The following is a 13,341-nucleotide window of genomic DNA, read 5'->3' as shown; positions in this document are numbered from 1 at the left end:
AAGTCGTAAGTGCGCATTTCATGAAAAAAACGATAGCATATTACCCGCTTGAATTTCAATTCATAGGGTCTTATGCTTGAGTGGTTTTCTATATTCCGAAATTAACCGTTATGACTAAATCTGCTGAAAATATTGAAAAGAAAATTGAAGCCCAGTTAGAGAAGCTGAAACAGTTAAAAGCACAGAAACAAGCTATCGAAGCAAGAGAACGTACCAAGCAAAAGGAACAGCAACGAAAAGATGATACTCGGCGTAAAATTCTGCTCGGTTCTTATTTGATTAAAAAAATGCAGAATGAAGCCAATAAAGAAAAAATATTGGCTGAACTCAACGAATATTTAACAGAAAATAGAGATCGACAGCTTTTTGATTTGCCCGATATTGAAGCCTAATTTTTCTTAGCTATTTGGTTTTTTTGTTCGGCTTGATACTCTGGAATGAGCGTATTTAAAACCTTTTGAATATTGTCCTTGTCCTCGATTTGTAAATTATCCCGATAGTAAATTAAGTTCTGTATTTTGCTTTCCATCTGTATTTTTTCGGTTGGTTCGGCATCTTTGGATATTCGGGATAATAGGAAGATATAACCGCATATATTTTCTCTCGCAATTTCATAATTTACGATGTCGAGGTATTCAACGGTCACATGTTTTAGATCGGTTGATAGGTTATTTAATTTAATCATGGCTGAAATCCTGATTTTTCTAATATTGGATAAAGCTCTCTGAATTTTTCAGGCTCTAAAAGCATATCAGCGATACGAATAGCAAATTGTTGGTAGCTTTCTGTACCTTGTGAATATTTCCCCATTTCAGGCATTTCTGACATTTTATTTGCAAATAAATGACGTTGTGGGTCGCTCAATTTTATGAAAAAATCGGGGCTATTGCGATTTTGCTTGGATATTATTTTTTTTGAGGTTTTATCTACTTTAGGCTTCAATGTGAATGAAAAACCAATAATCGTCCGCCCTTGCTTATGTTGTTTATATTTAATCGTATAGTCTGAATGTTGATTCACTTGTTCCACAGCAACATCTAATACTCGTAACTTAAAGTTAGAAATTATTTTATATTGCTTGGGTTCTACACCTAACTGTCCTCGTAACTGCTCTATTGGAATAAGCGGAATATGTCCTACATTTTTCCACTTCATTAATAACTCAAACAACCGAGTGGCGTAGGTACTAGTAAATTCTGTAGTCTGAGAAAGGTAGTAACTTGTAAAATATTCTTTTGAATTGGCAACTAATAAAACAACATCGCTGGTAAGTTGAAAATGTAATAAGCCTTCTGATTCGGTATAACCAATTTTTTGTACCCATCTCGATTTCATTGTTGTGGGTATATCACAATCTCTTAGTTTTTTTGGCGGTTTAAGCGTGTATTCTTTACCAAACTCTAAGCCATATAACGTATAAGAAAAATAGCGTAAGAATAAGCGTTCTGATGCTTCCTTTAATGCTCGGTAAGCAACTGAGCTATCTACCTTAAATTGTTCCGCATACTCCCCTGCATGTATTGTCAACACAGTATCACTTGTTATTTCTTGGTGCTGATTATTGGCTTTAACCAAAGCCAACCCTATTAAGCGTTGCTCTATAAGACTTAATGTATAACTTGCATCAATCAAAGCATTATTTTTAACGACTAAATCATTTGCCATTTTTTATACATACATTGTTTTTAGTTGTAATTATATTACATTGATTAAATATGTATAGCAATACTGCATAAACGTATAGATAAGACTGCATAAACGTATAGATAAGACTGCATAAACGTATAGATAAGACTGCATAAACGTATAGATATAGGCGCACAAACTATTGATATTTAATTAAAATAAGAGGTCTAAAATTATAAAATTATAAAATTATTAAAAAGAGGGGAAGTGCTTAAAACTGCCCTAGATACTCGCTAAAGCTCGTACTCTATTGAAGCTCGTTCCTCGCTTCGAGGGGCAGTTTTTGGTTAATTCTGTTTGTGAAATCTAAAAGCAAAAATGGATTCGCTTCGCTCATAGAGATTTTTTACTCGCTCACGCTCGATCATCAAGCAAAAGCTATACAGTCGCTTTGCTCGGTTAATCTCGTTTGGCTGCAAAAGGAGGCTTTGTAATCAGGAAAAAGACGGGGCGAAATTTTTATGTTGCTCAATCGCTCGTAGGCACTCGCTTGGTTATTACAGTTGGGAGCAAATAATTTTATTTAGCTGAACTAGGGCGTGTCATCAATTAAGCCATATCATGATTGAAGCAAGGTAGATTGCTGACAGGAAGTTTTGAGCCAATTTATCATAGCGCGTAGCAATACCTCGATACTGCTTGAGCTTGGCGAAGAAGTTCTCGATCAGATGTCTTGCTTTATAAAGATGTTGGTCATAATCACGCTGATCAATCGCGTTACTTTTGGATGGCATCACGATCTGACCCTTGATCTTATGGATTGGATCAATCACCCGATCCTTAGAATTATAGGCTTTATCCATGAGCCAAGTCTGACTTAACGATAAGTCCAGCAGCACATCAGCACCATTTAAGTCATGAGTCTGCCCGGCAGTGAGATAAAATCCTGTTGGGTTGCCTAAAGCATCAGTACGGGCATGAATTTTGGTACTTAAACCACCTTTACTGCGTCCGATTGCCTGTTCTTTTTTTTTCCGGCGCTGTGTTGATGAGCACGCACAATGGTTGAGTCTAGCATGGCATATTCATTATCACTTTCATGTGATAGCACTTCAAAAACTTTCTGCCATACGCCTGCTTTAGCCCAACGGCTAAAGCGAGTGTGCACAACTCTAAAATCCCCAAAGCGTTCGGGTAAGTCTCGCCATGGAATACCTGAACGATACCGATACAATACTGCTTCAACAAATAGCCTGTTATCTTTGGCAGTTACTCCAACAGTACTCGCTCGTCCAGGTAACAGATCCTTAATCTGCTCCCACTGATCATCTCTTAATGCATAGCGTTTAGTCATGAAAAAATAATGAGGACAGGTTAGATTTTCTCAAGCTAATTGATGACAGGCTCTAATTAAAAACGTGGAATATTGATCAAAGATTAGCCGTGGAACGTGAAAAAGCATAAAAAAGCCCGAACTGGGATGCTCGGGCTATAAAATTGAAACTATAGCGTTGAAATTTCACAAGAAATATAACACATTTCGTATAACGTGTATTATGTTGATTTTAGAAAAATTTAATAATCAAGTTAAGTAAATCACTGCCTAAAATAATATTTTAAATAAAAACACTAAAAAATATAATAAAAAAGGGTGCTAGTATTGTCAAAATAAAACCGCTAAAAATTGCTATTTGCACGTCCAATTGCGAACAATTATTTTTTATAAATGGAAGTGTAGAATCCATTGCTGTAGCTCCACAAATACCAATTATAGGATTAGGATAATTTCGTCCAAGAAGATATAGCAAACCTATTGCATAAAACTCTCTAATTAAATCAGTTAATAAGGCAAAAGTTCCATATTCAGCACCTAATGTTTTTCCTATGAGTGGACCTGAAAGAGAAAACCAGCCAAATCCGCTTCCTAAAACTAAAAGTTCAAAAAATGATTTATCTATAATGAATGTTGTTAAATATGCAGCAATGAATAGTGAAAAAATTGTAATTAGTGGTACTTGAAAATGATTAATGGTCAAAGCTTGAATTTTAATTGTTGATAAATCCACACCTACCAAAAATATCAAGATATAAAGAAGAATACTACTTACAGCCTCACTCTCCCAATTACTCGGCAATACAAGATACAAAACCATACCAATAATAACCATTGATATAGCAATCACACACTCTTTGATAGGTTTAAAAATTTCAGATATAGATTTCTTATTTTTACTTGTATTTTTTACTTTTTTAAAAAGTAAAATAAAAGTAATAAAAGTAATAATTGTTGAATAAATAAATGATCCGACAATTACTGTAGTTCCTAGTTCTTTATCAAAAAGAATACTACCAAATTGGAAACCTATTGAAATTAGAAGTAACCAGACTAAGAATGTTATATAACTTACTAAATTATCTCTAGTATTTGAATTTATTACTCGCCCAATTCCCCATCCAAGTATTAAAGATAAGAGAATAGGCAATAAAGAAAATATAAGGTTATTTATCATATTTTTTGTTTCGTTAAAGAGTAGTCAATTAAAATCATCCAACGCTCACCAAGTAAATCTACTTGATCATTATTAATTTTTTTAATTGGTGATACATAATGACATACCGAAGAATCGTGAACAGCAAAACTATCAGAAATATTTTTTAATGTGAATTGACTGTAAATATTTTCATTGTTTACATCATCTAGACGCTTATTTCTTTCATTTGGATGGGCTATATAATTTTCACCGCCTACAATATTATTGCTTCTATAAAGAAGATGAGCAAAGGTAAAAGGTTCTCCATCTTGATGGAAACAATCAGGAGAACTAATGCCTAAACTTTGGTCACAAGTTGAAGTTAATTTAACAAAGTGTATTCCAACATAAATTGGTAAATAATAGTCATTTAACCCAAATGTTAAGTTATAGTCTTCAATAATTATTGAATTCAAATATTTAGAGCTTTTAACATCGTCACTTAAAGCATTAAAATATCTGATAGAGCCATGCTCTGGATTATTATTACCTTGATCATATCCAGATAGTTCTCTTCCATCATCAGTTATTGTAGTCGGTAACCAAATTGGATTTTTTTGCTTTTCCCATGGAAGAATTAGAGCATTTCCATACCTTCTAAAGCGTTGAGTGTTTGATGGTGAAAAGGGATCTTTTTCTAACTCTCTAAATTCATTGAAAATAGTTAATTTTGAGTTAATGTCAACTTCTGAAGCCTTATATTTTATATAACCATTCTGTTGAAAGTCTTCTTGTAATTTTGAAACATCAACTTCTTGATTTAAATTAAATTGATGATTTTCGTTTGGATATTCTTTTCTTAAATTTTGATTCAGCATAGGAAACCTTACTATATAACTTAATATTGTAATACTGCCCAAAAAATATTTAATTTTTATGAAAAAGTAAATTATTTATAATTAATAATCATACTCTTAGGTTTAATAAGTGGTAAATTTTTGTGAATTCTCAATGAAATACCCTCCCATTTAACATAATGGCTGTTATACAAAATTCAGATATTGGAACTAATTCTTACAATAATTTGAGTGATTTTTTAGACTATTAGCGTACATTAGGTTTACGATAGTACATGTTTTGTAAAACATAGGTGATGATATGGCGACAACAAATTTTAATCTGCGACTTGAGCAAGATTTGCGTGATCGGGCATTTCCAGTGTTTGAGCGTTATGGACTGAGCGCATCACAAGCCTTTAAATTGTTTTTAACACAAGTTGCTGAGACCAATAAAATTCCCTTGTCTTTTGATTATGCAGAGACAGAGAATGTGCCGAATAGTGTCACAAGAAAAGCATTGACTGAAGCAAAAAATAGAACTGATTTTTCAGATGCTTATGAAACACCTGAAGAATTTATGAAAGCGATGCAAGAATTAGCCAATGCGTAAGATATTAGCTGAAAGCCAATTTAAGAGAGATATTAAAAAGCAATTTTTAGAGCTAATTACACCTGCATGGGCAGAAGTTCTACATTGCCTTTGTAGCGATATAGTTTTGCCTGAAAAATATTGTGATCATGGTCTTACTGGTGAGTGGGAAGGCTTTAGGGACTGCCACATTAAACCTGATTTAGTATTGATCTATGCCAAGCAAGAAGATTATTTGCAATTGGTACGAATTGGTAGCCACTCGGAATTGTTTGGAAAGCGCAGAAATAAATAGTGAAAAATTTATGTGCTTAGGCATTTCATCTATCTTGGCTCGATGCTTTGAAATATGGCTTTAGCCATGTTTCAAAGTCGGGCAACTTTGCGCTTGCTGTAATCTGATCAGTAATGAGAAAAACCAAGCAAAGTACCGATCATCTAGTATTTTTTAGGGTCAATGCGACACCAATCATAAGTTTTATTTTTGACGTTATTTGGCTCAAATGAATAGCATTTCTTAGTCATAATTCTGACTAGCGTTTCGCCATCACTTTCTCGAATTTGTAGCGGATATTTTTTAAGTACAGCCATATCAGCTCTACGTTCATCAATTTCATCTTTGCTTGGCACGTATAAGAATATTGCCAAAATGAATACCATCACTAAGGCGACAAATGCACTAGCAAAAATGATGATAAATTTTGAGTTCAGTCTGTTTGTGGCTTCGTTTAATGCCTGAATACTGTTATTCAATGCGCCTGTATGCTTCTTATTTGCGATTTCTAGCGACTTTTCAGCCTTATTGAGTACTCCGCTAGCTACTTCATTGTAGAACGTCTCTAATCGCTTGTTATCATCTGCTATGGCTTCTCTGTATTCCTTCATAGATGCCAATAAAATATAGAGTTGGTCGTCTAAATCATTTTGGTTACTCATCGTGACCATCCATCATTATCTAAATTTCGTGATGCCTTACGATTTGCTTGCTCGGCTCGTTGTTTGTCTAGTTCTTGTTGTCGCTTCATTTCCGCTTGGCGTTCCAGTTCTAGGCGTTTGTTTTCTTGGTTTTTCTGCCATTGCTCAAAACCTTGATCGACACGGTTTAAACCACGCTGTAAAACGCTCTCTTTCTGCTGTTTCTGTTGCTCAAGTTGTTGGGTGTTCTGCTGTTTCACATTGTCATTGAAACGGCTGATTTCAGTGTCTATGCCTTGTCTGCGTAATTGGGTGACTTTGCTGCCTTCGTGGATGGTTGCTTGTAGTCCATTATTTTGATCGGCATAGCTGCGGTGGTCTATTTTTTCTCGGTAGCCTGCACGTTCCAATGCCTTGTTGGCTAAGTCTGCCCATGTTTCTCGAATTTGCTTAATATCTTCTTGGGTTGTACCCATACCAAGGCTTTTTCGTTTGGCGTTGCTGAGTTCAATATCGGTTTTGGTGGTCAGGGTGAGTTTATTATCTGTGTCCAGTTCTGCCTTTCGGGTGGTGAGCATGATATGGGCGTGGTGGTTTTTATCATTACCGCCTTTGCTGGGTTCATGGATGGCTAAATCTGCGATCACGTCATAGCGATCAACTAAGGACCTGGCAAATTCTTTTGCCAAGTCCTTACGTTGATCAGCGTCTAATTCATCAGGTAGGGCAATGACCCATTCTCTAGCGGTTCGGGCATCTTTGCGGTTTTCGGTTTTTTCTGCCAAGTTCCAAAGCTCAGCACGGTCAATTTCAATATCTAAATTAGACAGAATTTCAGAATGGGCGACACCATCTTTTCTCGTAAAGTCATGGGTCAGTCCTGTGCGTTCATCTTCTAATTTTTCCCCTGCACGATATGCAGATGATGCAACCGCAGTTCGTCCCGAACTTCGGTTAACCGTTTTAGTGGAACAATGATAAATTGCCATGCAGTCACCTTGGGGTGCTTTTGCTTTTGGGGTTAAGGGGAATCCCCTTACGCTAATGGAGACTTGGATGAAATCCAAGTCGTAAGTGCGCATTTCATGAAAAACACAATAGCATATAGCCCGCTTGAATTCCAATTCATAGGGCCTTATGCTTGAGTGGTTTTCTATATCCCGAAATCTGAATCATGACAAAAGCTGCTGAAAATCTCGAAAAGAAAATTGAAGCCCAGTTAGAAAAGCTGAAACAACTAAAGGCTCGTAAACAGGCTATCGAAGCTAGAGAAAAATCAAAGCAAAAAGAGCAGGAAAGAAAGGACGATACCCGACGTAAAATTTTGCTTGGTTCTTATTTAATTAAAAAGATGCAGGCCAATGAAGCCAATAAAGAAAAGATTCTTGCTGATCTGAATGAATACTTAACTGAGGACCGTGATAGAAAACTTTTTGGTTTAACCTTAGTAAATGAAACAACGAATAGTTAAGTTGAAGATTATGAAATTTAGCACCTTGATTGCATCCCTTTTATTTTTATCTCCTATCACCTATGCCCAGCATCCAATGGACAGGTTAAATGATTTGATGAATAGCCCAGTATCTCAAAAAATTACCACTGAGGATGAAGTTAGAACATATGTAAAGAGAGTGAGGGAATCACTTGATTTTATGGATCGCTATAAGGCAGCAGGAATATCTTATAAAGATAAAAATGGTTATACAAAGCAAGAGCTTAATGACTTTCAATGCAATAAATTATACATGATGACTGATCTTATAGATTTTCAAAAGATGTACTCGCATTTAGCTTATGTGCCAGAGATTAAGTCTATTAATCAAAATACAATTGAGCTTAGAGAAGAAGTACTTAAGAACGTCAGAAAATACAATTTCAAGTGTACGAATGAGCTGATAAATATTCCTTTAGATACCTCAAAACTCTAATTAAATAGACTTGTTCTCTGATCCTGCCTTAAATCCAGCTTTTTCTAAGAGTGGATAAAGTTCTCTAAGTTTTTGAGGTTCTAAAAGCATGTCAGCAATACGAATAGCAAACTGCTGGTAGCTTTCAGTACCGTGAGAATATTTGCCCATTTCAGGCATTTCAGAAAGTTTAGTTGCGAATAAATGACGTTGAGAATCGGTCATTTGTACAAAAAAGTCAGGTGTATTGGGATCTCGTTTAGCTGCTACGATCTTTTCCGATTTAGGTTTATTTTGCTTAAATTTAAATGAGAACCCTGTAATTGTACGGCCTGATTTATGTTGATCATAATTAACCGTCAAATCTGTGTGCTTATTAATTTGTTGTATTGCTGGCTCGAAAACTCGCTTTTTGAAATCACTCATTAATTTATATTCAGTAGGTAACACCCCTATTTTTGAACGGAAATCTTCTATTTCAATAATGGGGGTTTTACCTGTACTACGCCAACAAACTAATAATTCATATAGTCGAGTTGCATACACGTTTAAGCTTTTAACTTGTTCTAGTTCATAACTCGTAAAATTTTGCTCTAGCCTAGTTATTAGAGGGACAATTTCTGGAGAAAAGCGGAGTTTAAGAACTCCTGCACCTTCTACATATGAAATACCACTAACCCAGCGAATTACACGCTTTTCAGGTTTATTCCTTTTTTCATCAAGCATCATGTAAGTGACTTGACGATTAAAAAGAGTCTGAGCCGCCTCTGAAAGCATGGCATACGTATTTTTTACATTTACATCAAATCTATCTGCATAGTGTTGAGCATGTATTTCTAAAAATGTCTCTGAATCTATCCCCCTACTAGATTCTCTAGCTTCAATGATAGCTAGCAATACAAGACGTTGCTCAACTAGACCCAGAGAGTAACTAGCATTGATCAAATTATTATCTTTAACGACTAAATCCATATTTTTTTAACGCCAATTTTTTTTATAAAAAACAACCTAAAACTACCATTAAAAAGACATTTTGTAAAATGTCTTTTTAAGCAGGGTAAATGTCTTTTTATAGCAGGGTAAATGTCTTTTTATAGCAGGGTAAATGTCTTTTTATAGCAGGGTAAATGTCTTTTTATAGCAGGGTAAATGTCTTTTTATAGCGTCTGAAATCCTTTTATATAGCGGGTTTCAGCGTGTCTAAAAACAATTAAAAGTATTTAAAAACAATTAAAAACCCGCTACGCTATTTTTTTTGTTAAAATTTTAACAGAAATTCTTATTTGTCGAGGTGGCAAATGAATGTAATGGGCTTAGTTATTACCCAAGCATCAAATCAAAAAACAGTACCTGTTCGTATTAATCTTGATAGAATGAAATCAGCTCTTGCTTCAGAAACCTTTGTTATGCCTCAAGGTTTAAGCAGAGAAGAGAAAAGAAGATTAATATTGGAAGCAGGGAAAAAATAATTGTCATACACGTGGGAATTTGGAAAACAATTTGCAGTTGAATTTGGTCGTTATCCTGAAAACCAACAAGATAAAATTCTAGATTTCACTGATGTCTATGAAGAGTTTGGTTTAAGGGACTTTTCCAAATACCAAGGTAAAATCTCCCCATCATGGCGTGGAATAGATAAAACTGATCCAATTTATAATTACACATATTCAAATAATCTTTGGCATTACCATATTGGTATTCCAGACTATGTTAAAAGTAAATATAACAACTATTTAACTTCGGACATGATTCTTCATTTCCAGAGAAAGCAGCAAATAGATCATATTCGCTTAGTAGATATTACTTGGCACTATAAAGCCAATGGAATGTTCTGGTTACCAAGTCCTGAATATTTAGAATAAGTACAGTCGCTTTGCTCTGTTAATCCTTTTATCAAGCAAAAGGGAAAAATTGTAATCAGAGAGAAAATGCGGTTTTAATACTATGTGATCGCTCGTAGACACTCGCTCGGCTCTTATTGGTCACATTAATTTAATTTGTGATAAGATTTATATGATAAACAAAAAGCGAGTGGTTCAGCCTCGCTCCTTGTGTTTACCTTCTACGGTTACTTAGTTCTGGCAGGAATTTCAGTATCCGATTTTTCAATATTGATCATGATGTTCATCTTAGTGTTCACAGCTAAGACGCATACTGCTACGGCTAGAATCAGTACTACTGCCCAGCCGTAGACTGGAATGCTTTCGATTAATAAAATAATTTCTGGAATACTCATAAATTAAATCTCTCTTGTTAAGGTTGCGGTTTCGAGCTTTAACGCCCATTGTTTGTAAATTAGTCATGCGAATCTCCGAGACTAACTAGTTAATAAATTCAATTAGTTACGCTATTAATCTGTTTTAAATTTTCATACTTCAATTACCTCCTCATCTTCTTCAGTTTCATCTTGTTGCAAGTTAGCCAAGTCCTTTGAATTGACTTCTAAAACGCGTGTTTCCAGTGCATCTTTCAACACTGCTAAAGCATTTGAATGGTCAGTTTCAAAAAGTTTTAAAATCACTTTGAATGGATTGATTAAAACAATCAGATCGCCATCAAAGGTTTCTTGCCGTTTGATAAAGCCAAGTTCTTCAAGTTTTTCTATACGTGATTTCCACGTGGTCACTTTACGCTCACCAGAAAATCCGGCTTCTGTAGCTAGAACAATTTTGTTATCTGCCTTAACCACCATTTCATCGAAGCAGCGACACCAAAGTGAAAAGTACGTCTTAGAAATAGGTTTGTTCGGTGAAAAGTGATCCATGATTAACATGATGATCGGCATACTTCTTGGTACACACACAAACCCCTTACTGTCTTTTGACCAAAAATCTGAGTCAGTCAACTCCGGCCAAAGATTTTTACGACGCTCTTTATAAGTCTTCGCTATCTTTCTTGATCTGGCTACTTTTCTACGCTCTGACATGTTGTTTCCTTGTTCTAGTTCATAAGACATATATTATTTAAAAAAATCTTACGATTCAAATATTTAGTGGTGTATTAAAAATTAGTGAATATTTAATAAAAATACATTTTAAAAATTAGATTGTTATATTTATTCTGTTATATTTCTTGAGTTGTAATTTTTTTTACGAAAATATTTTTTAAGTAATTGAATATAACGGGGAAACATAAAAATTGTGGTCTCATGGGTATCTCTGGTATCCCTGAGTTATCACTGTATAATTTAATATCTTGGGGGTGATTATTAAGAGGGGGGTATATTTTTAAAAAAGCTTAAAAAAATATAAAAATAATTAGGCAGAAAACTATGAAAATTGGCTGTTATGAGTGTAAATATGGGGGGATTAGCTCGATGCTTTGAAATATGGCTTTAGCCATAATTTAAAGTCGAGCCACTTTGCGACGGTCATTGTTGGCAGAATATTGAAAGAAGCGGAGCAAAGTACCAAGCGGCCATTATTTAGGGTCAATCACACAATAATCAGCATTTTTCCCATAGCCGCACTGTTTTTTTATAACTCGAACGCATGTTTTCCCATCACATTTTGATAGGTCTAAACTGTATTTTTTCAGGTTGTTTACTTCCGATCTGCGCTGCTGGATTTCATCCATACTTGGTACAAATAAAAATAATGCCAAGAACAACACCATCACCAACGCTACAAATGCACTGGCAAACACGGCAATGAATTGATAGTTAAGACGGCTGGTTGCTTTGTCTAGTTCCTGAATACGGCTCTTTAATGCCCCTATAGCCTGTTTATTTGTCTCCTGTAGCGACTTTTCGGCTTTATCCAGAACCCCACTAGCTACTTGGGTGTAAAACGTCTCTAATCGCTTCTTATCGTCTGCTATGGCTTCTCTGTATTCCTTCATGGAAGCCAATAAAATATATAACTGGTCGTCTAAGTCGTTTTGATTGCTCATAAGGAAGGCCCATCTCTATTCATGCTTTTGCGTTGTTTCAGCTTCATGGCTCTTTCTTGCTGTAGCTTTAACTGCTGCTGATGTTCCAGTTGTAAGCGTTTAGCTTCCTGATCTTTCTTCCATTGCTCGAAACCCTTTTCAACACGGCTGAAGCCTTGTTCTAGGATTTTTTCCTTTTTGGGTTCTTTGTATTGGAGCTGCTGACTGTTTTGCTGTTTGATGTTGTCATTGAAACGGCTAACTTCAGTATCTATGCCCTTCCTGCGTAATTGAGTAACCTTGCTGCCTTCATGTATGGTGGCTTGTAGGCCGTTACCTTGTGCGGCATAGCTACGATGGTCTATTTTTTCTTTGTACCCTGCTTTGTCCAGGGCGTAATTTGCAAGGTTTGCCCAGGTGGCTCGAATCTGCTTGATTTCTTCCTGGCTTGTTCCCATGCCTAGGCTTTTTCTTTTGGTGTTACTTAGCTCGATTTCCGCTTTTTGAGTGAGGACCAATTTATTTTCAGTGTCTAATTCTGCTTTGCGAGTTGTCAGCAAGATATGTGCATGATGGTTTTTATCATCTCCACCTTTGCTGGGTGCATGAATCGCTAAATCTGCAACTACGCCATAGCGATCTACTAAGGACTTGGCAAAGTTTTTAGCAAGTTCCTTGCGTTGTTCTTCATTCAATTCATCAGGTAAAGCAATAACCCATTCTCTAGCGGTTCTAGCATCTTTACGGTTTTCCATTTTTTCCGCCAGATTCCAGAGTTCAGCACGATCAATTTGAGTATCTAAGTTCGAGATAATTTCGGTGTAAGCCACACCTTCTTTTCTCGTAAAGTCGTGTGTTAATCCTGTCCGTTCATCTGTCAATTTTTCTCCTGCACGATAGGCCATAGATGCTACCGCAGTTCGTCCCGAACTTCGGTTAACGGTCTTAGTCGTACAGTGATAAATTGCCATGCCTTAGCCTTGTGATGGTTTTGCTTTTGCTTTTAAAAAATTGCGTAGCAGTTTTTTGGGGTTAAGGGGAATCCCCTTACGCAAACTTTGACTTGGATGAAATCCAAGTCGTAAGTGCGCATTTCATGAAAAAAACGATAGCATATTACCCGC

At 35.7% G+C, this 13,341-nt stretch carries 18 protein-coding genes and 1 pseudogene; 7 read left to right on the top strand and 12 right to left on the bottom strand.

Annotated features, from left to right (window positions below):
* Positions 1 to 110: 110 nt before the first annotated feature.
* Positions 111 to 392: a hypothetical protein gene (locus F891_RS16785; RefSeq protein ID WP_005254311.1), complete on the top strand. Its 282-nt coding sequence runs from the start codon at positions 111 to 113 to the stop codon at positions 390 to 392.
* Here F891_RS16785 and F891_RS16780 read toward each other — a convergent pair.
* The 5 genes and pseudogenes from F891_RS16780 to F891_RS16755 all read right to left on the bottom strand — a co-directional run bounded on the left by F891_RS16780 (position 389) and on the right by F891_RS16755 (position 4,975).
* The gene (locus tag F891_RS16780; RefSeq protein ID WP_004282260.1) at positions 389 to 685 is read right to left on the bottom strand and encodes a hypothetical protein; all 297 of its coding nucleotides are present in this window, start codon (positions 683 to 685) and stop codon (positions 389 to 391) included. The genes F891_RS16785 and F891_RS16780 overlap by 4 nt on opposite strands.
* Positions 682 to 1,665, bottom strand: a complete 984-nt coding sequence (gene repM / locus F891_RS16775; protein ID WP_004282261.1) for a replication initiation protein RepM — start codon at positions 1,663 to 1,665, stop codon at positions 682 to 684. Before repM (F891_RS16775) ends, F891_RS16780 begins: the two co-directional genes overlap by 4 nt.
* Positions 1,666 to 2,231: 566 nt before the next feature.
* Positions 2,232 to 2,980 (bottom strand): annotated as a pseudogene (locus F891_RS17775) (IS5 family transposase).
* 262 nt (positions 2,981 to 3,242) lie between these two features.
* On the bottom strand, positions 3,243 to 4,136 hold the full coding sequence (locus F891_RS16760; protein ID WP_004282254.1) for a LysO family transporter: 894 nt from the start codon (positions 4,134 to 4,136) through the stop codon (positions 3,243 to 3,245).
* Positions 4,133 to 4,975: a 2OG-Fe dioxygenase family protein gene (locus F891_RS16755; RefSeq protein ID WP_004282255.1), complete on the bottom strand. Its 843-nt coding sequence runs from the start codon at positions 4,973 to 4,975 to the stop codon at positions 4,133 to 4,135. Before F891_RS16755 ends, F891_RS16760 begins: the two co-directional genes overlap by 4 nt.
* Positions 4,976 to 5,255: 280 nt before the next feature.
* Between F891_RS16755 and F891_RS16750 the strand changes: the two genes are divergently transcribed.
* Both F891_RS16750 and F891_RS16745 read left to right on the top strand, forming a co-directional pair.
* Complete coding sequence (locus F891_RS16750; RefSeq protein ID WP_004282256.1) at positions 5,256 to 5,546, top strand: type II toxin-antitoxin system RelB/DinJ family antitoxin; 291 nt, start codon at positions 5,256 to 5,258, stop codon at positions 5,544 to 5,546.
* Complete coding sequence (locus F891_RS16745; RefSeq protein WP_004282257.1) at positions 5,539 to 5,820, top strand: type II toxin-antitoxin system RelE/ParE family toxin; 282 nt, start codon at positions 5,539 to 5,541, stop codon at positions 5,818 to 5,820. The genes F891_RS16750 and F891_RS16745 overlap by 8 nt, the downstream gene beginning before the upstream one ends.
* A 143-nt stretch (positions 5,821 to 5,963) precedes the next feature.
* Here the strand turns inward: F891_RS16745 and F891_RS16740 are convergent, their stop codons facing one another.
* Positions 5,964 to 6,461, bottom strand: coding sequence for a hypothetical protein (locus F891_RS16740; protein WP_004282258.1), 498 nt, complete (start codon positions 6,459 to 6,461; stop codon positions 5,964 to 5,966).
* The gene (gene mobQ, locus F891_RS16735; protein WP_004809023.1) at positions 6,458 to 7,429 is read right to left on the bottom strand and encodes a MobQ family relaxase; all 972 of its coding nucleotides are present in this window, start codon (positions 7,427 to 7,429) and stop codon (positions 6,458 to 6,460) included. The genes F891_RS16740 and mobQ (F891_RS16735) overlap by 4 nt, the downstream gene beginning before the upstream one ends.
* 185 nt (positions 7,430 to 7,614) lie before the next feature.
* Between mobQ (F891_RS16735) and F891_RS16730 the strand changes: the two genes are divergently transcribed.
* Both F891_RS16730 and F891_RS16725 read left to right on the top strand, forming a co-directional pair.
* The gene (locus F891_RS16730; RefSeq protein WP_005264967.1) at positions 7,615 to 7,911 is read left to right on the top strand and encodes a hypothetical protein; all 297 of its coding nucleotides are present in this window, start codon (positions 7,615 to 7,617) and stop codon (positions 7,909 to 7,911) included.
* Between the two features lie 10 nt (positions 7,912 to 7,921).
* Positions 7,922 to 8,368: a hypothetical protein gene (locus tag F891_RS16725; RefSeq protein WP_005264966.1), complete on the top strand. Its 447-nt coding sequence runs from the start codon at positions 7,922 to 7,924 to the stop codon at positions 8,366 to 8,368.
* Here the strand turns inward: F891_RS16725 and repM (F891_RS16720) are convergent, their stop codons facing one another.
* Positions 8,369 to 9,319: a replication initiation protein RepM gene (gene repM, locus F891_RS16720; protein ID WP_005264965.1), complete on the bottom strand. Its 951-nt coding sequence runs from the start codon at positions 9,317 to 9,319 to the stop codon at positions 8,369 to 8,371.
* 326 nt (positions 9,320 to 9,645) lie between these two features.
* Between repM (F891_RS16720) and F891_RS18145 the strand changes: the two genes are divergently transcribed.
* Together F891_RS18145 and F891_RS16715 are read left to right on the top strand one after the other, a co-directional pair.
* Complete coding sequence (locus F891_RS18145) at positions 9,646 to 9,816, top strand: hypothetical protein (RefSeq protein WP_005264964.1); 171 nt, start codon at positions 9,646 to 9,648, stop codon at positions 9,814 to 9,816.
* Positions 9,817 to 10,209 carry a hypothetical protein gene (locus F891_RS16715; protein WP_005264963.1) on the top strand — a complete coding sequence of 131 codons (393 nt, stop codon included), beginning with the start codon at positions 9,817 to 9,819 and terminating at the stop codon, positions 10,207 to 10,209.
* A gap of 206 nt (positions 10,210 to 10,415) precedes the next feature.
* Here the strand turns inward: F891_RS16715 and F891_RS18140 are convergent, their stop codons facing one another.
* From F891_RS18140 to mobQ (F891_RS16700), 4 genes are all read right to left on the bottom strand, one after another.
* Positions 10,416 to 10,583 (bottom strand): hypothetical protein, encoded by a 168-nt coding sequence (locus F891_RS18140; protein ID WP_004282269.1) that lies wholly within the window; start codon positions 10,581 to 10,583, stop codon positions 10,416 to 10,418.
* 132 nt (positions 10,584 to 10,715) lie between these two features.
* Complete coding sequence (locus F891_RS16710; protein ID WP_005264962.1) at positions 10,716 to 11,273, bottom strand: hypothetical protein; 558 nt, start codon at positions 11,271 to 11,273, stop codon at positions 10,716 to 10,718.
* 494 nt (positions 11,274 to 11,767) lie between these two features.
* Positions 11,768 to 12,238 (bottom strand): hypothetical protein, encoded by a 471-nt coding sequence (locus F891_RS16705; RefSeq protein ID WP_005264961.1) that lies wholly within the window; start codon positions 12,236 to 12,238, stop codon positions 11,768 to 11,770.
* Complete coding sequence (gene mobQ / locus F891_RS16700) at positions 12,235 to 13,188, bottom strand: MobQ family relaxase (RefSeq protein WP_005264959.1); 954 nt, start codon at positions 13,186 to 13,188, stop codon at positions 12,235 to 12,237. Before mobQ (F891_RS16700) ends, F891_RS16705 begins: the two co-directional genes overlap by 4 nt.
* Positions 13,189 to 13,341 lie beyond the last annotated feature (153 nt).

It is taken from the genome of Acinetobacter sp. CIP 101966, assembly GCF_000369725.1.
GTDB classification, from domain to species: domain Bacteria; phylum Pseudomonadota; class Gammaproteobacteria; order Pseudomonadales; family Moraxellaceae; genus Acinetobacter; species Acinetobacter lwoffii_Q.
This window is presented reverse-complemented; position numbering and strand designations above follow the sequence as displayed.

Excerpts from the sequence above, each read along its gene's own strand:
- F891_RS16780 (WP_004282260.1), bottom strand. The coding sequence starts at position 685 with ATGATTAAATTAAATAACCTATCAACCGATCTAAAACATGTGACCGTT.
- F891_RS16755 (WP_004282255.1), bottom strand. The coding sequence starts at position 4,975 with ATGCTGAATCAAAATTTAAGAAAAGAATATCCAAACGAAAATCATCAA.
- F891_RS16760 (WP_004282254.1), bottom strand. The coding sequence starts at position 4,136 with ATGATAAATAACCTTATATTTTCTTTATTGCCTATTCTCTTATCTTTA.
- repM (WP_004282261.1), bottom strand. The coding sequence starts at position 1,665 with ATGGCAAATGATTTAGTCGTTAAAAATAATGCTTTGATTGATGCAAGT.
- F891_RS16725 (WP_005264966.1), top strand. The coding sequence starts at position 7,922 with ATGAAATTTAGCACCTTGATTGCATCCCTTTTATTTTTATCTCCTATC.
- F891_RS16785 (WP_005254311.1), top strand. The coding sequence starts at position 111 with ATGACTAAATCTGCTGAAAATATTGAAAAGAAAATTGAAGCCCAGTTA.
- F891_RS16745 (WP_004282257.1), top strand. The coding sequence starts at position 5,539 with ATGCGTAAGATATTAGCTGAAAGCCAATTTAAGAGAGATATTAAAAAG.
- F891_RS16730 (WP_005264967.1), top strand. The coding sequence starts at position 7,615 with ATGACAAAAGCTGCTGAAAATCTCGAAAAGAAAATTGAAGCCCAGTTA.
- F891_RS18140 (WP_004282269.1), bottom strand. The coding sequence starts at position 10,583 with ATGAGTATTCCAGAAATTATTTTATTAATCGAAAGCATTCCAGTCTAC.
- F891_RS16750 (WP_004282256.1), top strand. The coding sequence starts at position 5,256 with ATGGCGACAACAAATTTTAATCTGCGACTTGAGCAAGATTTGCGTGAT.
- repM (WP_005264965.1), bottom strand. The coding sequence starts at position 9,319 with ATGGATTTAGTCGTTAAAGATAATAATTTGATCAATGCTAGTTACTCT.
- mobQ (WP_004809023.1), bottom strand. The coding sequence starts at position 7,429 with ATGGCAATTTATCATTGTTCCACTAAAACGGTTAACCGAAGTTCGGGA.
- F891_RS16710 (WP_005264962.1), bottom strand. The coding sequence starts at position 11,273 with ATGTCAGAGCGTAGAAAAGTAGCCAGATCAAGAAAGATAGCGAAGACT.
- F891_RS16740 (WP_004282258.1), bottom strand. The coding sequence starts at position 6,461 with ATGAGTAACCAAAATGATTTAGACGACCAACTCTATATTTTATTGGCA.
- mobQ (WP_005264959.1), bottom strand. The coding sequence starts at position 13,188 with ATGGCAATTTATCACTGTACGACTAAGACCGTTAACCGAAGTTCGGGA.
- F891_RS18145 (WP_005264964.1), top strand. The coding sequence starts at position 9,646 with ATGAATGTAATGGGCTTAGTTATTACCCAAGCATCAAATCAAAAAACA.
- F891_RS16705 (WP_005264961.1), bottom strand. The coding sequence starts at position 12,238 with ATGAGCAATCAAAACGACTTAGACGACCAGTTATATATTTTATTGGCT.